The following is a 25,026-nucleotide window of genomic DNA, read 5'->3' as shown; positions in this document are numbered from 1 at the left end:
AAGGGTTGCCCCGTGATGCTGAATGGCAGTGGGGTAACCCTTGTTTGCTATTTTGCTATCTGTCGATTTCCATTCATAGAAAATAAAAATTGGTTTCACATTGAAATGTAAGTTGAGGTACAGATGTTCGTAGGCGTATAATAGGTAAGTGATGTCCAAATTTAGCCATATGAAAGACAGGGAAGCCAAATAGCACAATACAGGTTGAACCATAACGGAAGAGGAGATGAAAATAATATGACTCGCTTGCAAACGATCAATATTGCTTTTCCAAATTCGAATGAAAATGAGAAAGACTGGATAAATCTGTTCGGTGATCTGTTCCTTGATTTAGCTAATACAGAAAACGATGCCATTCGCTTTACTTTGATGCCAGAGCAATATTATCCTTCAACTGTAATTCGAGGGGAGCATGTCAACTTTCCCGTGATTACGTTTGATGATGTGAAGAATAAGCGTCAGCTGGCGATAGATTTGGAAACGATTGCAGCAAAGGCGGCTGCAGCTTCTAATGAAGAATGTAACCATGATAGCTATCTCCCGATCGATAAGCTCCATACTTTGTTAAAAGGAAGAATCATCGGCGTGGATCATACAGGGGTCAATCTGCCTACTTCAATTGTCTCTCGTCCAGAATGGGAGCGGGTATTGAACATACTTGCAGTGCATTGCAATGTCTATCATTATCCAGAAGAAGATTGGCCGTTTATTATTCCAGCTGACGAAACGGAGTTCAAAGAAGATATTACTAGCTTCGATCGAAAAAGATCGCCTAAATTTGAGCTTGTTTATGATAAATATACGAACAAACCTATGCTGCAATTTGCACTAGAAACCAATATTCCAAGAGAAGAAATGGAAGCGCTATTCCCTGGACCTTCTGGATTTGCAATTCCGGGTTTGGATGAAGTTTTCCGTTCTGTGGTAATCCAGTCTCCATGGAATGAGCTGCTAACCATTCGCATTGATCTATATTACCTTGCACAAGATGATGAAGCAGAGTTTGATGATTGGGCAACAGGAGAGTGGCTTATTCGAGAAGGCGGTCGAGTCAAGGCTGGAGTAGTTAAATGATAAGAGAAGCGGAAGCAAGAGACGCTGAAGCGATCGAGCGTTTATACAAACAACTTTTGCCTTCCAATCCTAATATTAAGGTGCTTGGAGAACGCATAGAATTCATTAGACGCAATCCTAACAGTTATTTGTTCGTCTATGAAGAAGAAGATGGGCTTATTGGTACAGCTCATTTACATGTATGTGATGATGCTCTAAGTGGCCATCAGCCATTTGCTGTTGTTGAGCGAGTGATCGTATCGGGGCAATACCAAGGTAAAGGCTATGGCGCTAAGCTCATGAACCATATCGAGCAGCTATGCAAAGAGCTTCATTGTGTAAAAATTATGCTGACAAGCCAATCACAGCGCCAACAAGCGCATGAATTCTATACTCGATTAGGGTATGATGGTAATGGAAGTAAAGCATTTAAGAAATATGTTTAACTTTCTTAGGAAGACGAAGCATAAATACGATAATGAGGTTGCACAATGACTAGAATAGGAATTATACGTCACGGGAGTACGGAATGGAACAAAGAAGGAAGAGCACAAGGAAGCTCTGACATCCCGCTTAATGAGAGCGGCTTGTTGGAGGCGCAGCAGCTAGCAACGCGACTTAGCAACGAACAATGGGATGTGATTTATACAAGTCCATTATCCCGCGCTAAGACAACTGCTGAGACGATTGCCAGTGAAATGAACGTTGTGAATATCGTGTTGGATGACAGGCTTCGTGAAGTAAATGGCGGTCTTATCGAAGGTACGACCGAGGAAGAACGAGTGGCGAAGTGGGGCGCGAATTGGCGCGAGCTGGACTTAGGCATGGAGCCTAAAGAGCAAGTGTTTGCAAGGATTTTGTCATTGATCCAAGATGTGACGGAGAAGCATGCGGGACAAAATGTTCTACTAGTAGGCCACGGCTCGTTTATTAGACATTTGTTTGAAGTGCTGCTGCCTACCTATAAGGCGGAAACTCGTTTGAAAAATACTTCAGTATCTAACATTGTCCTGTCTAACGATACTTGGCAGTGTGAGCTCTACAATTGCACGGTTCATGTAGACAGCAAATAATATACAAATGAAACGACCCGGTATTGGACGCATGCTGCATCTTTGCTGCATGTGATCTGGCACCGGGTCGCTGCATGTTAGGTAGGTTTGTTATTGTTCAGGACGGTTTGTTGTACAAATCGTTCATAGTATCTTCTGGATAAAGGGGGGTGGAAGGCAGACTCAAGTAATACAATCGAGTAGTTTCCTGGTATGAGCATATCAGGTACTATTTTTTGAATATGGAGCTTATTTACTAAGTAACTGCGGTGAGATTGAAATAGGTTCTTTGCTTGTGTGAAGATCTCTTTCAAGGTTGACGAGGTACAAATGCGTGTGGAGTCTGTTAGAACGATGTCGGAATACAAGTGACTAATTTTTTCTACAAATAAAATCGTATCTTCCCGGATAGAAAAGGAATGGTCTTTGAGTTTGCATACGATATAATGGGGCTTTAGCTGTTTTGTATGAAATTTGGCGGGCAGCAGTTGTCGAATTCCTTGTTCAATTTGTTCTGTGGAAAGCTGCTTCAAAACGACAAATTTGTCTGTTGAGAAGTGTTGAGGAAGAGGGTGAAGTGTATCTTCTTCTTGTAAAAATAATATGGGCGGATCAATCCCTCGAAGATGGATTTCGTGAAAAGCCATAATCATGCTTTCTTCTTTTAGTTGTGTACTGGTAAGGACAAGGTCGGGCTCCAAATCTACACATAGCTGAATGAGTTTGTTCTTTGAACGGGCGATATGGATGTTTGCACTGCCTAGTGACGAAACGTAGGCCATAACCCTTTCTCTCATGTCTTCATCATGGATGGCAACTATAGTAGTAAACTGCGGCATGGTTCAATCCTCCCACTCTATCTATTTTGACTTGTGACAATTTTCGCGCCAGTTACTATCCAATTATTCACCGCATACTATTAAGCTATTTCCAAAATGGATTCAATAGTATACAATAAATTCACTTCTAGCAAATGGTAATTTTATTGATGCTTCATAATGTAAATCATGTCAATGATGTTGCAGTATTACTCCTCTTGCACAATCGTTTTTTCACCTCCTTCATATGTGAATGATCTATTTTTCAATCTACTTCAACATTCTATTTTCTTCTATTTTCGTCGTTAATCAGACCATTCAACAATTCTACCATTGTTTGAATTGCATCCTCTATTTCATAGATTTTGATAGTTGAAATGGAGCAAGCATAGCATGCGTTTCATTCGTCATCTCTTAATTAGGGATAAAACAAACACCTAATTCCGATTTAACACATGGGACAAGTTGTATTATATCAATAAAATGTTCAAGTTCAAATGATAAGGAGGAACTAATTGATGTTTATGTTGGATGAGATTTTAGAAAACAAACATAAGGAAGTAGCAGAGAAAATTCGGCTCAAGCCATTGCAAGAACTACAAGCAAAGCTTGCAGAGGCGCGCAGTCCGCGACCGTTCTATGAGGCTCTTAATCAGCCTGGAATATCGCTAATCGCGGAAGTGAAAGAGAAGTCTCCTTCTAAAGGAACGTTCCGTGAAAATTATAATCCATTACAATTGGCTCGCATTTATTCTGAGCATGGTGCACGTGCAATATCAGTTTTGGCTGACAAAGAGTTTTTTGGCGGCGGTGCTGAGATTGTGGAGTTAATCGCGAATGATGCACAGGTTCATATTCCTGTCATGTATAAGGAATTTATTATTGATCCTTATCAAATATATGAAGCACGGTCAGTGGGAGCAGATGCGGTATTGATGATTGTAAGAGCTATTGACCCTAGCCAATTGCAAGAAATGATAGGCTTGGCCCATGAACTTGGCATGCAGGCGTTAGTAGAATGCTTTACAGAAGAAGAGACTCAGCGGGCTGTTGAAGCAGGCGCGGCTATTATCGGCATTAACAATCGGGATTTGCAATCGTTTGACGTTGATTTGAAGCGCTCTGAGCGTATTCGTTCTGGATTACCAGCTGCAACGTTGACCGTCAGTGAAAGCGGGTTAGCTAGCCCGGACGATGCAAGGAAAGCGGAGCAATTAGGATTTGATGCAATGTTAGTGGGAGAAGCGCTGCTTAAAGCACCGGATATTGTGAGTCAAGTTCGTCAATTTGCAACTGTTGCAAATGAAGTAAAGACGAATCAATAAATGAGAATGTTGAGCGCAAGAGCGAAGGAGGAGCGTAAAGAAGATGAATGGATTTTTCGGGCAATTCGGCGGCGCGTTCGTCGCGGAAACGTTAATTCGCAACTTAGAAGAATTGGAGCATGAGTACGAGAGGGTTAAGGATGATGTTAATTTTAGAAACGAAGTGGCTGCGATATTGAAGCATTTTGTAGGAAGACCTACACCGCTTACTCCATTGCATCGGATTCCCTCCAAACTGGGCGGGGCCAAGCTCTATCTGAAACGGGAGGATTTGACGCATACGGGAGCCCATAAGATCAATAATGCTCTGGCACAAGCATTGTTAGCTAAGAAAATAGGCAAGCAGCGGATTGTTGCCGAAACAGGAGCAGGTCAGCATGGGGTCGCTGTTGCAACCGTTTGTAGTTTGCTTGGAATTGAGTGCGTCGTGTATATGGGTGCTGTGGATGCTGCGCGTCAAGCACCGAATGTACAGCGTATGAAGTTGCTTGGCGCAGATTTGCGACTCGTTCACGCTGGTCAGCAAACACTGAAGGATGCGATCGGTGAAGCGATTCGCGATTGGATTACGAATGTACATGATACACATTATTTATTAGGCTCGGCCGTTGGTCCTCATCCTTTTCCAAAAATCGTCGCTGATTTTCAATCCATTATTGGTCAGGAAGCAAGAGAACAAATATTTGAAGCCGAAGGTCGTCTGCCTGACTATGTAGTTGCTTGTGTAGGAGGTGGCAGCAACGCAATCGGCATCTTTAACGGGTTTCTCGACGATCCAGAAGTGAAACTGATTGGTGTACAGGCTGCGGGTGAAGGAATTGAGAGCAATAAACATGCAGCCCCACTCGTGAAAGGTTCGCTTGGCATCGTTCAAGGAAGCTTTACTTATATGCTGCAAGATGCATACGGTCAAATACTTGAAACACACAGCATAGCTCCGGGTTTGGATTATCCAGGTGTCGGTCCACAGCATAGCTTCTTGAAAGATAGTGGACGTGTGGAATATACGTCGATTAATGATCGTGAAGCGCTTAAAGCATTTGAATATTTATGCCGTACAGAAGGAATATTGCCCGCATTGGAATCGTCTCATGCGGTTGCCTATGCTTTGAAGCTGGCGCCAACGCTTTCGGAAGAAATGATTGTGCTCGTTAACTTATCTGGACGTGGAGATAAAGATATGAATCAGGCAATTGAAGGGTTGGAGCGATTAGCACAACTGGAATTGGAAGGGGTGACGGTATGAGTCGTATCGAAAAGACGTTTGCCCAATTGCGCGAAAAGGAAGAAGGCGCTCTAATTATTTATATTCCAGTTGGCTATCCGAACTTAGACATTTCAGAGTCGTTAATTCGTGCAATTGCGGAATCTGGGGCAGATATTATCGAGTTGGGCGTTCCTTATGCGGACCCGCTAGCAGATGGCCCCACTATTCAGGAAGCCTGTTTGCAGGCTGTCAACAATGGTACCAACTTGGACATTTGTCTTGAGACGGTCAGCAAGCTGCGCGCATCAGGCATAGACACTCCAATTGTATTTATGGGCTACTGCAACTCTTTCCTTGCTTATGGTCTAGAGAGGTTGGCAGCCCAAGCAGTAGAAGCAGGTGTTGACGGCTTCATTATCCCAGACTTGCCTTCTACGATGGCACAGCCTTGGGTACAGAAGTTTGAGCCGCATGGGCTTGACTTAATTTTTTTCCTTGCACCTACAACGAGTGAAGAGCGCGCTGCTGCTGTTGTGAAGCAGGGAAGTGGATTTTTGTACTGCATTTCGGTTGCTGGTGTCACAGGAGTAAGGCAGTCGCTGCCTAATGAACTACCTGGCTTTATTCATCAAATTAGACAACAGTCAACGTTGCCACTAGCAGTTGGCTTCGGAATTTCCAATGCGCAGCATGTGAAGGAAGTTAGCAGCTATGCAGATGGAGCGATTGTGGGAAGTGCGCTTATTCAGGTCATTAAACAAGCTTCATCGGAGACGGTAGAGCAGGATGTGCGAGCTTTTGTACATCAGTTAAAAAGTGCGACAAGGCGAGTTGCCGTGGAGCGAGTGTAGCTGTATATGAAGCTTCGTATAGAGGTTAATCTATTCAATTGCGGTGCTGGAATGACTTCGTGAATAGACTGGTTGTTATAGTTACGATGCAAGGAGGTGCTGATTATCGTTAGAGTGAAAATTTGCGGGTTAACCACAATAGAAGCTGCGTTAGCTGCTGTCGATGCAGGTGCCGATACGATAGGCTTTGTATTTACGAGCAGCAAGCGAGAAGTGACACCGGAGCAAGCAAGACGGATCATACAATTGCTGCCGCCTTATGTGACAACGACAGGGGTCTTCGTTAATGAAGAACTTCATATTGTAAATGATATTGCAGCGTACTGTCACTTGGATCTCGTGCAGCTGCATGGACAAGAATTTCCACAATACTGTGAGCAGGTGATACGACCTGTCGTCAAAACTATTTCCGTTCGGGATGAGGACGATTTAGCTCAAATAAGTGCGTACACTCATGAGAATAACGTGCGAGCTATTTTGCTGGATACGCATGTTGATGGTGCAACTGGCGGGACGGGTCAGCCATTCCCGTGGAAATTTGCTGTTGGGGTAAGTGAAAGGCGGACGATTATTTTAGCAGGCGGCTTGCATGTAGGCAATGTAGCGAGAGCTATAGAGCAAGTTCGACCATTCGCTGTTGATGTGAGCAGTGGTGTGGAAACTGAAGGTGTGAAGGACCGCTATAAAATGCGAAAATTCGTGCAAGAGGTGCATTCTGCTAGTTTAGAAGCACATCTTGTAAGCGATTGAAGAGGAGCTGTATCCATGAAAAAATCGTTGATTTTTGGATTTGGAAGAGCTGGCCGCGGCTTGCATTTGCATTGTTTGCGCAAGCTTCATACCGATCAACGGCATACAGGCCTTTTTGATACAAAAGTGGGCGTCGTTGATCCTTACGCAAGTCATATCCAAGAGCCTTCCCTTGCTTTTTTCCGAAATGTAAAGGATGTAGTAGACTTCGCGCCAGAAGACACGGTCGTTCATATTTGTACATCACCAGAACTGCATGCGGAGACGCTGCGGCAAGCAGCAGAGCATGGATATAAAAATTTCATGGTCGAGAAGCCGCTAGCTTCCACTTTGGCCGAGTTGGAGCTAATACAGCAATTAGAAAGGCAGTATGGATTGGACGTTCTTGTTGTAGCGAACTGGCTGTCTAGTTCTTTGACGGCGCAGATTCGAATCATTGTTCGTTCAAATCGATACGGACCGCTTACGCTTATTGTGGCAGAGCAGGACAAAGCCCGATTGACTCGCACTTTGTCCAACATGAGTCATGACAGTGCATTAGATGTAGAAATTCCACATCTGGCTGCATTGGCTCTTAGTCTCGGTGGCGCGCAAGCGGATGTGGTACAAGCTTCTGTTACAGATATGCATGTGGAAGGTGCGGTCGTACCGAATCTCGGGACCGCTCACATTTCACTGCTGCATGCAGGAGGGCTAACTTCTCGCCTCAATTCCAACCTTGCCTCTCCGATCCGCAAGCGGACGATTCGTCTCTATTTTGCCAACCATCAAGTCGTAGGTTATTTTCCTTGTGCACAGGATGACAGCTACTCTTGGCTGCAAATCTACGATAAAGATGGGGTGCTTATCGAACAGCAAGTGATGTACGATGATCCGCTGTCGGCGATGTTTGTGGAGTATTATCGTTACTTTGATGGACTGTGTGCTAAGCCTGAAAGTGACTTGGCCTTTAACGCGCGAGTCGTTGCTACGTTATGTGAGGCTAAGATGAAATGCGGTCTTATGCTGTCTAAAGCAGAACAGGAGTTATATGATGGTGCAGGTGTGCACTTTGAAACTGTAAAAACGGGGTGAACGATATGACAATTTCATTTTTCTCTGGTGCGGCTTCATTTAGACGCCAATGGCCGTTAATCGAAGAAGAGCTGGATAAGATTTTTGAATCAGGACAGTTTACGAATGGACCAACTGTGAAAAAGTTTGAACAGATGATGCAAGCTTATACAGGAGCGAAACATTGTATAGCGGTCGGCAATGCGACAGATGCGCTTATTATTATGCTGAAGGCGTCTGGAATCGGACCTGGTGATGAAGTGATCGTACCATGCTTTACGTTCTTTGCCTCTGCCTCAAGTGTTGGGCATGTAGGGGCTACGCCTGTATTTGTCGATATTGATCCCGTTACGTACAGCATCTCAGTCGAAGATATTGAACGTAAAATTACCGAGCATACAAAGGCGATTATGCCCGTTCATCTATTTACGCAGTTGGCTGATATGAAGGAGATTCAGCGTATTGCGGACAAGCATGGATTGTTAGTGTTGGAAGATAGTGCTGAGGCGATTGGTATGTTTCATGACAGTGTGCATGCTGGTTTAATTGGTCAGGCTGGTGTCATCTCTTTTTTTCCAACTAAAACACTAGGAGCAATTGGTGATGCAGGTCTTATTGTTACGAATGATGATTTGCTAGCTCATCGGGTACGCAGATTGCGCATTCATGGTCAGGATGAAGGGGTTCCATATGTTTATCATGAGGTTGGGTATAACAGTCGGATGGATGATATACAGGCCGCTGTACTATTATCGCGGTTGCCTTTTTTATCACAGGAGATTGCCAAGCGTGCGCATTTAGCAGCGTTATATAATAACTATCTTGCTTCGAATCCACATGTCCAGACGCCATCCATTAGAGAGAGGCAAGATACAACGAATCCTGTCTACTATGTGTATGTAATCGAATGTGATCGCCGTAATGAACTTGTACAGTATTTGACGGATAACGGAATTGGTACAGAGGTGTATTACCCGTTAACTTTGCATACGCAGCCTTGCTTTGCATCACTTGGCTATGAGGAAGGAAGCATGCCTCATGCGGAGCTGGCTTGTACGAGAACGGTTGGGCTGCCGCTCTATCCTGACTTAACGGAGGAAGGCGTTGCAGCGGTTAGTGAGGCCATTAACAAATTTTACGAAGGAGGGGTGTAAGAATGAGCGTTCCTTTTTTCAACTATGGTGCGAGATATGCGGAAGATCGTGACATCATCAAAGATATTGTGTTTCAGGTAGGTCTCTCCGATAATTTTATTTTGAAAGAGGGAGTGGCTGACTTTGAGCAAGCGATTCGTGCTTATACAGGGGCGAAGCATGCAGTAGCCGTGTCAAATGGAACGACAGCTTTAAGTGTTATATTGCGAGCATTAGGAGTTGGTCCAGGTGTAGATGTGCTCACTCCTGCATTCTCTTTTATTTCTACAGCTAGTACAATTGCGCTGCTGCAAGCTCGTCCTGTATTTGTCGATGTGGATCCCGTGACAGGTATGCTGGATCCAACTGATCTGGAAGCGAAAATTACACCGAATAGCCGCGTCGTCATTCCAACGCATCTGTTCTCCGTTATGGCTAATATGTCTGCGATTAGAGAGATCGCGGATCGGCATCAGCTGCATGTGCTGGAGGATAGTGCTGTCGCGTTAGGAGCTAGTATGAACGGTACGAAAGCTGGTTTGCTAGGCGATAGCGGGTTGTATTCGTTCTTTCCAGCGAAGCCGCTTGGCGGCATAGGCGATGGGGGAATTATCGTAACCAATGATGATGACTTGGGACAACGCTGTCGGATGCTGCGCAACCACGGGCAGGACGGCATTACTCGCTTCCTCCATCATCATCTTGGATACAACCATCGTATGGATGAAGTGGTAGCTCGTTATTTGCAGCATAAGCTCCTGCGGCTGGGTCAGTTGATCGAGCGTCGTGCGCAGATTGCTGCTCGTTATAACGAGGCGTTTGCAAGCTTAGCACCAGACATTCGTATCGTAACCGACGATCATTATGTCCGTGTGTACTATACGTATGTGCTGCAAAGCGAGCGACGTGATGAATTGCAGCAGTTCTTGCATGCACGGGGTATTGAGACCCAAATTTATTATCCGCTTGCGCTACCGCTGCAACCAGCCTTTGCTTATTTAGGGCATAAGGAAGGTGATTTCCCGCATGCGGAAGCGTTGACGAAGAAGTCGCTTGCTTTGCCGCTGTATGCGGAAATGCCTGATGAACATATTGATCTCGTCATAGAGGCGGTTCTCGCTCACGCCCATCAGGTAGCCGTCCATGTTTAAGGTGTATGGTGGCGATAGGGATGAACAGCGCATCGTTTTGTCAGGACTAAGTGATGAAGCGGGTGCCTCGCTTCGTGATCAAATTCAAGCCCATGAAGAATTGGGCTGGCGTGAGCTAGAGATTCGGATGGTGAATGGAAGTTCGCTTGCAGATATTGAGGAAGCAGATTTCCAAGCGATCCGACTCGATATCGAGGCAGCTCATAAGCAGGTGACCGTTGTTTCCTCACGTATCGCGAATTGGGAGCGTCCCATCACGGCACCCTTCGAATGGGATGCAGAGGAGTTGAAACGGTTGGCAGCTAGGGTGCCGGCACTTGGTACGAAATATATCCGGATTATGTCTTATCCGAATGATGGTTTGCCTGAATCGGTCTGGAGGGGTAACGTCATTGAGCGTATAAGCCGCCTAACTGAAATGGCAGCGAATGCTGGCCTCATTCTGCTTCATGAGAATTGTGCAGGATGGGCAGGAACTTCGGCAGACCATGCGTTGGATTTGGTGAAAACCATTGATTCTCCTCATCTGCGTCTTCTATTTGATACAGGAAACGGTATTGCCTATCGCTATGATACCCATGAGTATTTGAAAAAGGTGCTCCCTTATGTCGCCCACGTTCACATAAAGGATGGCATTTTGGAAAATGAGCAGGCTGTTTATGCTTTGCCAGGAGCAGGGCAATCTCGTGTGAGAGAATCGATCCGCTTATTGCTTGAACATCATTATTCAGGAATCTTCGCTATTGAACCGCATTTGCATCTTATTCCACATTTGAAACAGCAGAGCAAGACAGACGGTGGCAGTTTGAAACAATCATATATCGCCTACGGCCGTCGCTTAGAATGCCTGCTGGATGAACTCCAACAAACAGAAACGCAATCAGGAGGTGTATTTGTATAGTGGACGCCACTTGTGCATCTCGAACATCTCCATTATTCACATCCGATTACGAAGCTTTTCTACTTGAACTACTTGCCTATGACACCGTTTCGCCTATGGAAACGGGGCAACCGTCTTTAATAGGTGAGGCTCAGCAGCGATATGCCTCGTTTGCCTTTGCGCGAACAGGTGCTCATATCGTTATACACGAGCCTCCCAATCCAGCTTTATTGGAAGGGGAGGAAGTTCCTTTATCTGTGAAGGAGCGGGCGTCACGCATGGGCGATGCATTTTGGTCGTCTCAGCCTAATCTTGTGCTTCGCATCGGACCGGAGCGTCCACCAGAGCAAACGCTTGTCTTCAATTTTCATATGGATACGGTAGATGGCTCATTCCCTGTTACGTATGATGGGGAAACGTTTGTTGGACGTGGAGCGGTAGATATGAAAGGACCTGGTGTAGCGCTGTTGGCTGGCATTGAGGCCGCTCTGCGGGACAAGCCATACCTACTCGATACGTACACAATCATCATCCAATGTGTATCGGGTGAAGAAGGCGGCGCGATGGGTGTGTATGGCACGAAGGTGCTTGTTGATAAAGGATGGTACGGCCGATTGAATGTATTTGCCGAACCTTCGGACGGTGTCTATTTTGACAAATCGACGACTTCAATGACAGCAAGAATCGTTGTTGAAGGGAAAGACGCAACCGATGATGCACCCCATAGTGGGCATAATGCTACATTGCTGCTTGGTTTTATCGCTCAGCAATTGTTTGCGAATCTATCGGTGCCAATCACAGAAGCAGGAGGAAAAATGTGTTTGGCAGGTCTTCATACCGGAAAGATGCACAACAAAGTGTATGGAAGCGGACAACTGCTTTTGAACTTTGCTTATTTGTCTATGGAAGCAGGACGGCAGTTCCGATTATGGATCGAAGACGCGTTTGCTAATGCAGTGGGACGATTCTCGGATACGTTCAGTGCCATTGATGGTTCTTCTTTAACAGCTAAAGATGCAGAGCGAATATGTCGCTTGGAATGGGTGAAGCAGGGATTGCCCGTGCTGAATAATCGAGATGAGTTGATGGAGCGCTTCTTAGAGGCACTAGGCTTGGAGCGAAGTACGGATGATCATTTGCATGAAACCTTTACCTGCGATGCCATGTGGGCACAACGTGAAGAGAGCTATACCATTGTTTATGGCCCTGGAAGTCTGGAGAAAAATTTGGCCCATGCAGACGGTGAGTGGATAACGAGGGCGCAGTTGGAGGAGTATGCCAGTTCCATTCGTCACCTGCTCCACTCGTATGTACCGATCGTTCAAGACCAATCTGTAAAGGAGACGATTGCATGACAGGAACGGAGCTTACGCAACAGCAAACAGAAGTGGTTTATGTTCAATCTGAGCCCTTGCATCAATTTGTAACCAAAGTGTTTCAGGCTTGTGGGGTATCGGAAAACTACAGCCGTACGGCGGCAGATGTATTGTGCTATGCGGATGAGAAAGGTTTTGATACGCATGGCATTACGAATTTGGATCGCATTTATGTAGCTCGGCTGCAGGATGGTCGTATTAATCCGCAGGCTGAATTTTCGATTGAAACAGAAACGCTCGGAACAGCAACGCTGGATGCCAAGCAGGGGCTAGGTCTTGTGGCAGGAGCGCGAGCGATGGAGCTAGCGATCGAGAAAGCGCGCGCGACGGGCATTGGCTGTGTCGTCGTTCGCAATTCCTCGCATTTTGGCAGCGCTGGCTATTATACAGCTCAGGCGCTCGATGCGGGTATGATTGGCATCGCGATGACGAATCTGGGTTCGCAGACGATTGCTCGCCCCTTGAATGGAACGGTCAATATGTTGGGGACGAATCCAATCGCCGTAAGCGCGCCTGCTCAGCATCTGCCTCCATTTGTACTGGATATGAGCACTACTGTTGTGGCGACAGGCAAAATTCGGGCCGCGAAGCTTCGGGACGAGTCCATTCCAGAAGGCTGGCTCATTGACGAAGCAGGCAATCCCGTTACAGATCCGCAAGCTTACGAAGATGGAACAGGGCATTTGCAAATGCTCGGAGGTTCGCTTGCGACAGGCGGAGCAAAAGGCTATGGCCTTGCGCTAGTCGTTGATATTTTATGCGGTATCTTATCGGGTTCACATGTCGGTCCTAGTCCGAAGCTCTTGGAGAAGGATGGAGCCTCTCATGCTGTGGAAGATCAAAATATCGGCCACTTTTTCCTCGCCATTCAAGTAGAGGCGTTTCGACCGCTTCTCGAATTCGGTACGCATATGGACAACATGCTGCAAACGCTGCTGAACTGCCCGACCCGATCCCCAGAGAAGAAAGTCGTTTATCCAGGTTACTTGGAAGCGCAAAGAAGCAGTTCCCCAATAGGAATTCCACTGGATGTGCATGTGTATGAGCAGTTGTTGGAGTTGGCAGATAAGCTTAAAATTGCAGCTCCAGCGCGTGAAACAATCATAGCTAACGTTTGAGGTAATAGAGGAGGATATGAGATGCAGCTTAACATAGGCATGATCGGAATGGGCGTTATATCAAAATACTATGTAGATGCACTAACGAATCGTTTGTCGAACCCTGTCTTGACGGCTGTGTGCGATTTGAATGAGAGCAGACTCCAGCCGTTTCGTGAAAAAGGGATCAGTAGTTATTTGGATTATCAAGAGCTGCTGAAGCGGGATGACATCCATGCGGTTGTTATTAATGTGCCTAACGATAAGCATTTTGAAATATGCAAGCAGGCGCTTCTGGCAGGCAAGCATGTATGCTGCGAGAAGCCGATGACGCTCAAGCTGGATGAGGCGAGACAGCTCGTAGAACTTTCACGTGCGGCGAAATTGACGATGTTTACTGCTTTCCATAGGCGTTACAACGTGCATTTCGAGAAAGCGCTGGAGCGGTTGACGTCTTTGGAGGACGTGTCTTTTGTAACTGCCAGCTACTTGGAGAAAATTGAAGAGCATGCCGGAGATGATCAGTGGTATTTGCAGCCTGAACGGTGCGGAGGCGGATGCGTGGCGGATAATGGTCCGAATGTCTATGACACGTTGGCATTTTTCCTTGGTCATATGAAAGTTCAATCCGTTGATATCACAAGGGATGAGCGCAATATTGATATGGAGGCACGTGTGGAGCTGGTGACGGAAGAGGGTATTCCTGTCACGGTCGATCTGGACTGGGCTTATCCGAATGGAGAGCAGAAGGATGTACGGATCGTGTTCAAAGATGGCGGCGAAATTTATATCGATATGTTAGACGGTTTCCAACAATTCAAATCGTCTTTGTTCCATGAGTATGAAGCGATTCTAGTGGACTTCGTTGCGAAAATAGAAGAGGGCAATTGCCACGGTGAAGACGGCTATGATGCGGTTCGTCTCGTCCATGAAACCTATGAGGCAGAGGCGATTCGTGTATGACCCATACACTTAGTAACCGTACAGCAGCAGTTGTGAAGCGCACAGTTATCGGATCATTTGTTAAGCTGCTATTCCATAAGCAGGAGCAGCGAGGGATGCAGTTGATCGAGCATGAGACACGCTGCGTGCAAGAGCGTGAAATTCATGAAATCGTGACCACCGACCATCATGAAGCGAGAAGTGGTGATCGCATTGATAGAGTAGGGTTTCTCGGATTTGCTGAGCTTCACTGTGGAGGAATTGTGGAGCGTGGCGATCGAGTATGGATTAATGGCGAGCGGATCGGAGAAGTGTTGGGCTTCGACGAGTGCCACTATCCGAACCACTACAATATCATTGTCGCGGTTGAGAAACCTATTACAGCATCTGAGCTTTCACTAACGGTAGAGTCGCAAATTTCTTTTGTAGGTCGTACATTTGATTAAATAGTGGACAGACAAATAGAGCTATGGAGGTGGCTTATGACGCTGGAGAAGAAATTGCTTGCTAAGCAAGCGCGAATCGGAATTATAGGGATGGGATATGTCGGTCTGCCGTTGGCTGTCGCTTTTGCACAAGAAGGTTATGAAGTAACAGGCGTCGATCTTAGTGCGGAAAAGGTGGGGATGCTCAATGAGGGGCGTTCTTATATATCTGATGTTGAGGATCACGATATTTGCAATGTTCTGCTCAGCGGCCACTTCATGGCAACAACCGATTTCTCGGCTATTCAGCAGTTTGATGCTTTGTGCATTTGCGTGCCTACTCCGTTAAGCAAACAGCAGGAGCCAAATCTTACGTACATCGAATCGGTTGTTGCTCAATTGAGTGTGTATTTGCAAAAGGGTACGTTGGTCGTATTAGAAAGCACGACGTATCCGGGTACGACAGATGAACGTATTGCCGATGTGCTTGCAGAAGAAGGGCTGTTCGTTGGAAAAGACTACTATTTGTGCTATTCGCCTGAACGTGTTGATCCGGGCAATCAAACGTATTCGATCCGCAACACACCAAAAGTTGTTGGAGGGACTACGCCAACTTGTTTGAAGCTAGGAGAGATACTGTACAGCTCCATTTGCGAGCGCGTCGTACCTGTATCGACAACGAAAGCAGCAGAAATGTCCAAGCTGTTAGAAAATACGTTCCGCAGCGTGAACATTGCTTTTATTAACGAAGTTGCTCTCATGTGCGATACATTGGGCATCAACGTATGGGAAGTCATTCAAGCTGCTTCGACCAAACCATTCGGTTTTATGCCGTTCTATCCGGGTCCAGGGATAGGTGGACACTGCATACCGCTTGATCCGATGTATTTGTCTTGGAAGGCGAAAGGGGAAAATTTCTTCAGCCGATTTATCGAGCTATCGCAGGATTTGAACCGTAATATGCCAAGGTACATTATCCAAAAGGTTGTTGAAGTGTTGAATGTGCAGCGCAAAAGCATTAACGGCTCTCGTATCCTTCTTCTCGGTATGGCTTATAAGCCTAACGTTAATGATTTGCGTGAATCGCCGAGTTTGGAGATCTACGAATTGTTGAAGGAAAAAGGCGCCGTGTTGACGGTTAATGATCCGGTGTGCGATTCGATGTCCGATAAGCACGGTAACAAGGTGGAAATCGAGCAAACGGTTAATGAAGCGGAGCTTGGCGAATATGATTGCATCGTCTTCTTGACGTCACATGCTGTATACAACGTGCGCGCAATTGCAGATTCTGGTGCTGCTATTTTGGACACGCGTAACGCATTTGCAGGGTTGAAAGCACCGAATGTACTGCGAATTGGCGATGAGTTGACACTTGAGCAGGATCGTTTGCTTGTAGCGCTGTAACTTCTTTTGGATCATTGACTAAATTGGATATTAATGGTACTATCCTCTCGTTATCATGAATGATTCGACAGCAAATAGCTTAAATGGTACCAGGAGGATTTATGGATGTATAGTGTTATACCGATGTCTGAACGTGTGCAGCAGCATTTAAATGATGTGAAGGTGTATGGCTGCCTCTTGCAGCTTTCCCCTAAGCAGAATGATGAATCACTTGAACAAAATCTGACCGAAGATTGGCATCATATCCACGAGCAGTGGAAAGGGATGGTTAAGTCGGCTGTCAGCGAACAACCTCGTATTGCTGCCTATCAGCAGCTGTATACTCAGATTGGATTAAACCCGAAGAAAACCCCACCATCTGTGCAAAATTTACTTCAACGCTTCTTCATTAAGGACGAGCTCGATAAAATTCCAACCATTCACCCCATTGTAGATGCGATAAATGTTGCAGCAATTCAGCATCTGATTCCGTTAGGCGTATTCGATGCCCACGCTGTGGAAGGTAAGCTTCGCCTTGCTTTTACAGAAGGAGGCGAACCGTTTCAAGGACTTGGTGAAAGCGAAGCAGCAGCTTTGCCTGCGGACGTATTGGTACTGGCCGACGATGCGAAAGTGTTGTCTCGCTTCTGTTACCGTGATGGAGAATCGCAAAAAGTAACTGCAAATACAGCTACTATTTGGTTGCTGGGTTGTCAGGTTTCAGGCATTGACGAGCAGGATATAGCCGAATCGCTGAATACAGCTATTGAAATTCTTGGCCGTGCCTACGATATTGAATGCTTAGAGCAAGCTGTAAACTAATTCGTTGTCCTTTATAAGGAGCTATCTATTAACTCGCAACTTTGCGATGGCGTTCCACTTCCTAGTTTTTAATTAGGGGGAGCGCCTTATTTTCGTATAAAGAGGGAGGTTTACTTTCATGTCTACAAATGCAAAAGCGTATTGGGCGATGAGCATTGCGATGATTACGGTAGGTAGTTCTTTTGTCATTGGCAAGCAAGTGTCGGCTGTCTTTCCTGTATATCTAGCATCTGCGATACGCTGTGGGATTGCAGCGGTTATTTTGCTCTTGCTGTTATATGTACGAGAGGGTATTCCAAAGATTATTCCAAGAGACCGCTTTTGGCTATTTGTTCAATCACTGACAGGTGTATTCGGGTTCGGCATTTGTTTATTATACGGACTAAAATATACATCGGCTGGCGAGAGCGGTGTTATTATGAGCACGACACCGATGATTATTGCACTCATTTCCTTTTTATTTTTAAGAGAGAGACTATCGCTTTATAAATGGTTAAGTGTTGCACTTGCAGTTATCGGAATAGCTGTGTTGAAACTGAATCAGTTGGATGTAGATACAAGCACAGCTGCAGGCTCTGAATCACTTGTGTGGTTAGGAAATATGCTCGTATTTCTGGCTGTGATTGGGGAGGCGCTATTTACGATTTTCGGTAAAGTTTTATCGGCGAGGCTATCCCCGTTGGCTATTGCTACTTTTGTAACGCTGCTTGGATTTTTGATGTTCCTTCCGTTCGGTATATATGAAGCATTTACGTTTGATTTTGCACTTCCAACTATTTTGGATTGGACGTACATTTTGTATTATGCGGTAGTTGTCACGGTGCTCGGCTTTATTTTGTGGTATTACGGTGTTTCTCTTGTACCGACAGGTACGTCAGCTGTGTTTACTGGTTTGATAGCCGTGTCCTCGCTCGTATTCTCGTATATTTTCCTGCGAGAGCCATTCCACTGGAGTCACTTAGCTGGTATAATCTGTGTCCTGGCTGCCATCGTAATCTCTTCGATACCTTCGAAGGCAGAAGAGAATAAAGCTGCAATTGGAGCGTAAACGTAGCTTAGAGATTTAGGCTGGTAAACAACAGTTGATACGACACGGAGGACTAGAAATCGATGAGACGAGTGGATGTAGTTTATAGTTTGATTACGGATGAAACGAAATCCAAAGTGTTAATGGTACAAAATCACGATCATGATGGTCGCTGGTCTTTGCCTGGTGGAGCGGTCGAGGTAGGGGAAACGTTGGAGGAAGCTGCGATTCGTGAGGCGATGGAAGAAACGGGCTACACGGTTAACGTGTATGGTTTAGTGGCTGTAAATGAGTGTAGGTTTGAAGATATTCAGGAGCATGCCATATTTTTTACCTTCAGAGCGAGTATCGTGGGTGGGCAGGAGCAGTTGAGCCGACCTGATGAGATTAGCAATATTGCATGGGTAGATCTGCACGAAGCGGATGAGCGCATGCCATACATAAAGGATGGTGTAAGCCGTCTTATTGAACGAGCACAAGAGATTCCTTATTACGACCAAGGGCGAAAAGGATTCGGCTCATAGTGAGTGGTATACAAAAAAATGAACAAAGACAGAGATTGTTTCTGCGCGGATTTTTATGGATTGTTATGAACACTTATGAACTCGCGTTAGAAGCAGTCTCTTTTTTATTGACTTTGTAGTATGAAGCATATATTTCCACTGGAAGATTAATCGGCTATGATGAAGTGACATAGACATAGACATAGACATAGACATAGACATAGACATAGACATAGACATAGACATAGACATAGACATAGACATAGACATAGACATAGACATAGACATAGACATAGACATAGACATAGACATAGACAAGTATGTGATTATTTATTAGTTTTCCAAAACATAAATCGTTGTAAGAGGTGAGCTTTATGATTCGCGCTTTCAGGGATCAGGATAAAGATTATGTGATTGAATCACACATCCGTATTTACAAGGAAGAGTACCAGTTTGACCATACATTCGCAGCCTATATCCATGATTCGGTGCACGACTTTGTTAGCCAAGCAAATCGGGAGAAAGAACATATTTGGATAGCTGAAATGGACGTTGAGCCAAAGGGGATGATAGGTATCGCACGTGTGGACCATGATACTGCCCGACTGCGTTGGTTTTTAGTTGAACCGGATGCGAGAGGGCAAGGCCTCGGCAAACAGTTGATGGAACAAGCTATCACATTTAGCGAACAACGGCAATATAAGCGGATTATCCTTTGGACTCATTCTGATCTCATTCAAGCAAGAAAGCTATACACACATTATGGATTCAGACTGGTCGAGACTACTTCTAAGCAGTTATCTGGACAAGAGTTGGTGGAAGAGAAGTGGGAGCTAGATTTAGTCGATTAAAGTGTTAACACGCTGTAATAGGTGTATAAAATACGCCTATACGATGATAAGTAGGAGAATGGATAATGACTATGGGGAGAATCATAGGGCAGGGGCGGACGGCAGATGTATATGAATATGCAGATGGAAATGTGCTGAAATGGTATCATGAATCCATGCCTAAATCTGTCATCGTAGAGGAGTATCGTGTGAGTCAAGCTGTCTCTGCCACAGGCGTCTTAACGCCAAAGCCATTGGAAATGATAGAAGTAGACGGCAGGAGTGGTATCGTATTTCAAAAAGTCGTGGGAGATACGCTGCTTAAGCAGTTGGCATCAAATCCGTGGCGTATTGGGACGCTTACGAAACAGTTGGCTAAACTGCATGTAAGCATCCATCAGCAAAAGGCACCCGATGCGCTTCGACAGCAGCTATGCATGTGGTAAGAAAAGTGATGCTGTGCATTTATTTGAAACAGTATTGTGTTTGCTCACGTATGAAAAGAGAAGAAATAGAACGCTGGATATTGCCTGTTGCAGCCGCACGATTGACAGAATCAATTCCAGAAGCGGAGAAAATGGCGCTTGTGAAGCTGATCAGGAAGCAAGCGAACTGGCCATCGTGATTTTGACAAGGAAGCTTCATCGTTCTCATCAATTTATAGAAAAAGAGGTCATCGTCTACCTATGATTATTCGAGTAGAGACACCGCAAGATTATGCACAAGTATACGCGTTACATGATATGGCTTTCAACAACAAAGATGAGGAATCTGCGCTAGTGGAGCGAATCCGCACGTCAGATACGTTCGTACCTGAGCTTTCCTTAGTTGCTGTAGAAGGCGAAGAAATTATTGGTCACGTGCTACTCAGCAAGGCACATGTTGTCACTCCTTCTGGCAGCAAACAGGAGGTGCTTGCTTTAGCTCCAATTGGTGTGAGGCCCTCTCATCAGAAGCATGGGGTCGGTTCCAAGCTAATAGTTGAAGGAATGAAGCGAGCAGCAGAGCTAGCCTATCCGCTAGTGCTGTTAATCGGACATCCGGATTACTATCCGAAGTTTGGATTTGTACCGGCGCGCTCGCATGGATTGGATCTGAAGCAGTTCCCTGTACCAGATCATGTGTTTATGGTGCGTGAGCTGCAAGAGGGACAATTAGGCACGATTCAAGGTGAGCTTCAATATCCTGCTTGCTTTATGGGATAGCTGAGTGGATGTGGAGTCAAGCTTGGCTTGCCTCCAGCTCCGACACCTAGCTCCCAGCGGAAGGCTGTGTATTTTCATCATTATCCGCTAACGCAGATAGGACATACCTTCGTAAAACAGTGTAGCTGGAGGGGATTATTATCGGTGCTTTGCTGGAATTGCTGGTTGGTTTGTTGGACGTGTTTTTAACCTTCAGAGAGGATGCGGAGGCTAGGGAGCGCCGTATTGATCGACGGATTAAAAAGCTGGTGAAGGAGCAGGAATGGTTTGATCTCTTGTATGAGGATGAACGATACCGCAATTTATTTCATTCCAATGTGCAAGTTAGAGAAAAGTTGCTGGATCGAAAGTATATGAGAACATTGGAACAGAGTGTGCATGAGCGTCAGCTGTTTCAATGTGAGATGGATGAGTTAGTTTTACTGGTACAGAAATAAGCTTCTACGCTATCGGAGGCCGCTATCCTGCCTATACTTAGATGTTTCTGTATGGTAAGCATAAATCAAGTTCATATCCAACAGCCGAAATTTTCAGTATTGTAGATAAACCATGATGATATGGACAAAAGTGCAGCTATTTTAAGTAGAAAACGTCATTTTGAGCGAGATTGGGACAAAAGTGCATTAATTTTCCTCAATTTGCACTTAAAAGTGGAAAAGTTGATAAAATAAATGCATTTTTGCGCATAAACCTTCTGCATAAGCGCATTTTCAGGTAAATGAACTGCATTTTTGTCCTAACCTTATCAGAAGCATTTTAGCCATTTACGAGCGTAATGCTTTGCGAAAATGGATTGATGAAAGGAAGGTATGAATGATGTAGTGAGTTCCCAAACTTGCTTCAGACATAATTATTGAAATATCCCGAAGGGTAGATAGCTAGGTCATAGTTAGGCTACTTGGTGGAGCCGATAGAATAGAGTGTGATATATCTCATTGGATGTAGCTGAGGAAATGAAGTAATACATAGTTAGGACTAAATGATTTTTATCTAGGTATATTCAAAATATTCGTATCGTTCCATACTTCATGAGGGAGATGAATCATGTGAAGCAGAGCAGTATGGTTGCGGATCAGGACTTTGTCATTGAGCATGTGAAAGAAAAATTCAGCTGCACCGTACTGAGCTGTGAAGGTCGTCCGTGCTTGGAGTACAAGACAGAGGAAGAGTTAGCGCATATTTCAGAATATGTACAGGCAGTGTTTCAAAGAGAAGTGACTGATGTGTTCTTTGCTGCAGTTCCGAGCGTGGATATGGATTAACATCTGAGGTATATGGGAGATGTGTAACTCTTGCGTTTGCTAAAAAATAATTAGCCTTAAACTAACCAGCTATCTATATGTCATAGGCAGCTGGTTTTTATTATTTCATAGGTAGTTCGAATCTAGTTTTGTTGTGTGAGTTATTACGTATATCCAATTGAAAAGGCATGTCATTTCCATTCATAGTTTGTCATGTGTATAATTATGGATATATAAGTTGTTGTTTAGCTCTATTCCCAGCCCTGTAGATAGGAAAGCTACCTAGGGCTCTTTTCGTAAAGGAGGCAGTACATGATGGAATCTACATCAAGGATTACGATTGACCGTGTATCAACAGATCATCTGGAGGCATTAGTAGAGTTATATAAAGAACTAGTTGACCATGAGCTTCACGTGGAACAAATAAAGAAACAATTTTTACGGCTGCAACAGAATGAGGATTATTACATTATTGGCGCTAAAAATGAGGCTGGGCAATTAATGGGCAGCGTTATGGGAATTGTATGCCAGGATCTGTTGCTAGACTGCCGTTCGTTTATGGTGGTTGAAAATGTGATCGTCTCCAGCAGCTATCGAGGTCTTGGCGTTGGTAAACTGCTGATGGAACGGATCGAACAGATTGCAGTCGAACGGAATTGTTATCGTACGGAGCTATTTTCGAGTGCTTCACGACAAGCTGCACATTATTTCTATGAATCGATTGGCTATGATCGTGAGTCATCTATCGGTTTCGTAAAAAATATATAGAGGAGCTGTCTATATGGTATCGCAAGGAAGGACTTACTTTTTTCCAGAACATATTGTGAACCGAAAAGGGGCGGTGCGTGCTGCTGACATTCCCGAAGATGTAAAACTATGGCTTAATGAAGGCGTTCTGACAAGTGTGAATTTGATGGAATGGCTTGCTGTTGATCATAGTGTACTCGTGCAGCACGTACTGCCTCGGTTGGAGTTAGGCCATCTTGTGGAACCCATTTTACAGCAAATCAATCAGTTGAAAGAGCAGAAAGTTATGAAGTTGATTCCTCTTATTGGAAAAATGCTGTATGAAGCTCTTCGTGAGGTGAAGGATGTGCAGCAGCGTGCGATGCTGATGGAGTCTATTATGGAATATGGTTCTGACAGTGTACGATGCTGGGGATGTTATATGGTTAGTTCGGATATTGATTTAACTTTGCAGCAGAAGTTGGAGAAAATGAAGAGATTTGCAGCGGATCAGCATTTTGGCGTGAGAGAGATTGCTTGGATGGCAGTCCGCGATGATATCGCTCGGAATTTGACCTCTGCTATTGAAATGCTTTCTGCTTGGACGACGGAAGAAGATGCTAATATTCGTCGATTCGCGGTGGAAGCTACGAGACCTTGCGGGGTATGGACAAGCCATATTCAAAAGCTGAAGTTTCAGCCGGAACTGGCGCTGCCTTTGTTGGAGCAGGTAAAGTCAGATCCATCCAAGTATGTGCAGGACTCTGTAGGCAATTGGTTGAACGATGCCAGCAAGTCGAGGCCGGAATGGGTGCACGAAGTATGCGAGCAATGGATACAGGCATCTGATTCCAAAGAAACGGCTAAGATCGTGAAGCGGGCAACTCGAACGTTGTTGAAGAAATAGGGAGTAACTAGTTCAGAAAGATCGGGCTTTATTCACCTGTATATAGGTTTGTGAGGAACATGTCCAAGTGATCCATCGCTATTTCTAATCTAACGTAACTTCTAAGGGAGCTGAGCGAGATGAAGCAAATTCGAGTTGGGATTATAGGTACTGGCTTTGGGGCGTCTGTGCACGCCCCAATTCTCCAATCGCATGAAGGGTTTGAGGTGAAGGCAATCGCAAGTATGTATCGAGGGAGAGTTCAGAATGTACAGCGTAGCACAGGTATTCAACAGGTATACACGAATTGGCAGGACATGATCGATCAGGAGGAGTTGGACCTTGTTGTTGTGGCTTCCGCCCCTCCAAATCATTATGATATGACAATGGTAGCACTTCGCAAAGGAGTGCATGTGTTGTGTGAGAAGCCGCTAGGTATGAATGCAGTGGAAACGAAAGCGATGCTTGAGCAGCAGCGGCTCTCTGACGTGCGGGGTTTTGTTCATTTCCAATGGAGACTAACTCCCGTCAGACAAGCGATTAAACAAATCATCCAAAGTGGAAAATTAGGTCGTATTCAGCATATGAAATATCATGGCAGCTTCTCGGGGTATTCGATGTTAACGAACCAGTCACGCGGCTGGGAAGGCAGTAAGAGCGCGGGCGGCGGGATGTTGTTTGCGATTGGGTCGCATATGATCGATGCTTTACAATGGTGGATGGATAAGAAGATTAGCGATGTGTATGCGGAATTGAGCACGAAAGTTCCAACACATGCTAGTGCAAGTGATGATAGAGCGGAGCAGCGGGATGCAGATGATGCTTTTTCAGTTATCGGTCACTTTCAGCAAGGGGCATCATTTGTTGTAGATTTATTATTTTCAGCGGTGCGAGGAAATGGCTGGTGCTTGGAGGTTTACGGGACTAAGGGCACGCTTCGTATGACTAATGATACGGATGTCGAAGTGAGTGAGGGAGGAGCATTTGAACAGATTGCTCTGTCAGTGTGTGAGCCTCCGTCGGGGTTGGCTGATTCAGCAGTGCCGTATTACAGTGGTTTGTATCCGATGCTGAATGGTGTTTACCAATCCATTGTGGAGGGAAAGACGGCATGCGATATCCCTACCTTCGTTGATGGGCATCGTGTGCAGCTTGTGTTGGATGCGATTCAGCAGTCAGCTGAGCAGCATAGAAAGGTCATGATTGTATAGCTTATTCGTGTTGTAGAGTAAGACGGAGCGTGAATAGGTAGAGCGGATCGTGCACCTAATAAAGGATGATTTCGCATTC

At 45.2% G+C, this 25,026-nt stretch carries 29 protein-coding genes; 28 read left to right on the top strand and 1 reads right to left on the bottom strand.

All coding sequences use genetic code 11. The annotated features are described in order from the left end of the window. Positions 1-237: 237 nt before the first annotated feature. From H580_RS25580 to H580_RS0117845, 3 genes are read left to right on the top strand one after another with little or no spacing between them, the layout of a single operon-like run. A complete protein-coding gene (locus tag H580_RS25580; RefSeq protein ID WP_051217528.1) occupies positions 238-1,074 on the top strand; it encodes a hypothetical protein in 837 nt (278 codons plus the stop codon). Beyond that, a complete protein-coding gene (locus H580_RS0117850; RefSeq protein WP_028595997.1) occupies positions 1,071-1,499 on the top strand; it encodes a GNAT family N-acetyltransferase in 429 nt (142 codons plus the stop codon). Before H580_RS25580 ends, H580_RS0117850 begins: the two co-directional genes overlap by 4 nt. Positions 1,500-1,544: 45 nt before the next feature. Further along, positions 1,545-2,126: a histidine phosphatase family protein gene (locus tag H580_RS0117845; protein WP_028595996.1), complete on the top strand. Its 582-nt coding sequence runs from the start codon at positions 1,545-1,547 to the stop codon at positions 2,124-2,126. Positions 2,127-2,203: 77 nt separating this feature from the next. Here H580_RS0117845 and H580_RS0117840 read toward each other — a convergent pair whose 3' ends face one another. Further along, entirely contained in the window at positions 2,204-2,944 is a 741-nt protein-coding gene (locus H580_RS0117840) for a LytR/AlgR family response regulator transcription factor (protein ID WP_028595995.1), read from the bottom strand. Between the two features lie 497 nt (positions 2,945-3,441). On the opposite strand from H580_RS0117840, the gene trpC reads away from it, so the two are divergent. From trpC to H580_RS0117715, 25 genes are all read left to right on the top strand, one after another. Next, a complete protein-coding gene (trpC, locus tag H580_RS0117835) occupies positions 3,442-4,248 on the top strand; it encodes an indole-3-glycerol phosphate synthase TrpC (RefSeq protein ID WP_028595994.1) in 807 nt (268 codons plus the stop codon). 43 nt (positions 4,249-4,291) lie between these two features. Further along, positions 4,292-5,494 carry a tryptophan synthase subunit beta gene (gene trpB / locus H580_RS0117830; RefSeq protein WP_028595993.1) on the top strand — a complete coding sequence of 401 codons (1,203 nt, stop codon included), beginning with the start codon at positions 4,292-4,294 and terminating at the stop codon, positions 5,492-5,494. Continuing rightward, a complete protein-coding gene (trpA, locus tag H580_RS0117825) occupies positions 5,491-6,306 on the top strand; it encodes a tryptophan synthase subunit alpha (protein ID WP_028595992.1) in 816 nt (271 codons plus the stop codon). Before trpB ends, trpA begins: the two co-directional genes overlap by 4 nt. A gap of 96 nt (positions 6,307-6,402) precedes the next feature. After that, the gene (locus H580_RS0117820; protein WP_211224417.1) at positions 6,403-7,056 is read left to right on the top strand and encodes a phosphoribosylanthranilate isomerase; all 654 of its coding nucleotides are present in this window, start codon (positions 6,403-6,405) and stop codon (positions 7,054-7,056) included. Between the two features lie 15 nt (positions 7,057-7,071). Next, positions 7,072-8,130 (top strand): Gfo/Idh/MocA family protein, encoded by a 1,059-nt coding sequence (locus H580_RS0117815; protein ID WP_028595990.1) that lies wholly within the window; start codon positions 7,072-7,074, stop codon positions 8,128-8,130. A 5-nt stretch (positions 8,131-8,135) separates the two neighbouring features. Further along, positions 8,136-9,263 (top strand): DegT/DnrJ/EryC1/StrS family aminotransferase, encoded by a 1,128-nt coding sequence (locus H580_RS0117810; protein WP_028595989.1) that lies wholly within the window; start codon positions 8,136-8,138, stop codon positions 9,261-9,263. A gap of 2 nt (positions 9,264-9,265) precedes the next feature. Next, positions 9,266-10,393, top strand: a complete 1,128-nt coding sequence (locus tag H580_RS0117805) for a DegT/DnrJ/EryC1/StrS family aminotransferase (RefSeq protein ID WP_028595988.1) — start codon at positions 9,266-9,268, stop codon at positions 10,391-10,393. Next, the gene (locus H580_RS0117800; RefSeq protein ID WP_051217527.1) at positions 10,386-11,294 is read left to right on the top strand and encodes a sugar phosphate isomerase/epimerase family protein; all 909 of its coding nucleotides are present in this window, start codon (positions 10,386-10,388) and stop codon (positions 11,292-11,294) included. The genes H580_RS0117805 and H580_RS0117800 overlap by 8 nt, the downstream gene beginning before the upstream one ends. Next, positions 11,294-12,628: a M20/M25/M40 family metallo-hydrolase gene (locus tag H580_RS0117795; RefSeq protein ID WP_036605403.1), complete on the top strand. Its 1,335-nt coding sequence runs from the start codon at positions 11,294-11,296 to the stop codon at positions 12,626-12,628. Before H580_RS0117800 ends, H580_RS0117795 begins: the two co-directional genes overlap by 1 nt. Next, a complete protein-coding gene (locus H580_RS0117790; protein WP_051217526.1) occupies positions 12,625-13,767 on the top strand; it encodes an Ldh family oxidoreductase in 1,143 nt (380 codons plus the stop codon). The genes H580_RS0117795 and H580_RS0117790 overlap by 4 nt, the downstream gene beginning before the upstream one ends. Positions 13,768-13,788: 21 nt before the next feature. Continuing rightward, complete coding sequence (locus tag H580_RS0117785) at positions 13,789-14,709, top strand: Gfo/Idh/MocA family protein (protein ID WP_028595984.1); 921 nt, start codon at positions 13,789-13,791, stop codon at positions 14,707-14,709. Further along, on the top strand, positions 14,706-15,134 hold the full coding sequence (locus H580_RS0117780; RefSeq protein WP_051217525.1) for a DUF6917 domain-containing protein: 429 nt from the start codon (positions 14,706-14,708) through the stop codon (positions 15,132-15,134). Before H580_RS0117785 ends, H580_RS0117780 begins: the two co-directional genes overlap by 4 nt. 36 nt (positions 15,135-15,170) lie before the next feature. Continuing rightward, positions 15,171-16,517, top strand: a complete 1,347-nt coding sequence (locus tag H580_RS0117775; RefSeq protein ID WP_028595982.1) for a nucleotide sugar dehydrogenase — start codon at positions 15,171-15,173, stop codon at positions 16,515-16,517. Between the two features lie 105 nt (positions 16,518-16,622). Next, entirely contained in the window at positions 16,623-17,318 is a 696-nt protein-coding gene (locus H580_RS0117770; RefSeq protein WP_028595981.1) for a B3/B4 domain-containing protein, read from the top strand. Between the two features lie 118 nt (positions 17,319-17,436). After that, positions 17,437-18,366: a DMT family transporter gene (locus H580_RS0117765; protein ID WP_028595980.1), complete on the top strand. Its 930-nt coding sequence runs from the start codon at positions 17,437-17,439 to the stop codon at positions 18,364-18,366. A 62-nt stretch (positions 18,367-18,428) separates the two neighbouring features. After that, positions 18,429-18,869: an NUDIX hydrolase gene (locus tag H580_RS0117760; protein WP_028595979.1), complete on the top strand. Its 441-nt coding sequence runs from the start codon at positions 18,429-18,431 to the stop codon at positions 18,867-18,869. 353 nt (positions 18,870-19,222) lie between these two features. Then, a complete protein-coding gene (locus H580_RS24685) occupies positions 19,223-19,699 on the top strand; it encodes a GNAT family N-acetyltransferase (RefSeq protein ID WP_051217524.1) in 477 nt (158 codons plus the stop codon). Between the two features lie 65 nt (positions 19,700-19,764). After that, positions 19,765-20,124, top strand: a complete 360-nt coding sequence (locus tag H580_RS0117750; RefSeq protein ID WP_028595978.1) for a hypothetical protein — start codon at positions 19,765-19,767, stop codon at positions 20,122-20,124. Beyond that, positions 20,118-20,303 (top strand): hypothetical protein, encoded by a 186-nt coding sequence (locus H580_RS26270; protein ID WP_157282977.1) that lies wholly within the window; start codon positions 20,118-20,120, stop codon positions 20,301-20,303. The genes H580_RS0117750 and H580_RS26270 overlap by 7 nt, the downstream gene beginning before the upstream one ends. A 61-nt stretch (positions 20,304-20,364) precedes the next feature. Continuing rightward, positions 20,365-20,883: a GNAT family N-acetyltransferase gene (locus tag H580_RS0117740; RefSeq protein ID WP_028595977.1), complete on the top strand. Its 519-nt coding sequence runs from the start codon at positions 20,365-20,367 to the stop codon at positions 20,881-20,883. Positions 20,884-21,032: 149 nt separating this feature from the next. Beyond that, positions 21,033-21,320: a hypothetical protein gene (locus tag H580_RS0117735; protein ID WP_028595976.1), complete on the top strand. Its 288-nt coding sequence runs from the start codon at positions 21,033-21,035 to the stop codon at positions 21,318-21,320. 609 nt (positions 21,321-21,929) lie between these two features. After that, positions 21,930-22,145, top strand: coding sequence for a hypothetical protein (locus H580_RS0117730; RefSeq protein ID WP_425414135.1), 216 nt, complete (start codon positions 21,930-21,932; stop codon positions 22,143-22,145). Between the two features lie 291 nt (positions 22,146-22,436). Beyond that, complete coding sequence (locus tag H580_RS0117725; RefSeq protein WP_036605402.1) at positions 22,437-22,892, top strand: GNAT family N-acetyltransferase; 456 nt, start codon at positions 22,437-22,439, stop codon at positions 22,890-22,892. Positions 22,893-22,905: 13 nt separating this feature from the next. Continuing rightward, positions 22,906-23,757 (top strand): DNA alkylation repair protein, encoded by an 852-nt coding sequence (locus H580_RS0117720; protein WP_211224416.1) that lies wholly within the window; start codon positions 22,906-22,908, stop codon positions 23,755-23,757. Between the two features lie 119 nt (positions 23,758-23,876). Beyond that, complete coding sequence (locus H580_RS0117715) at positions 23,877-24,947, top strand: Gfo/Idh/MocA family protein (protein WP_028595972.1); 1,071 nt, start codon at positions 23,877-23,879, stop codon at positions 24,945-24,947. Positions 24,948-25,026 lie beyond the last annotated feature (79 nt).

Source organism: Paenibacillus assamensis DSM 18201, assembly GCF_000422445.1.
GTDB lineage: Bacteria > Bacillota > Bacilli > Paenibacillales > Paenibacillaceae > Paenibacillus_B > Paenibacillus_B assamensis.
This window is presented reverse-complemented; position numbering and strand designations above follow the sequence as displayed.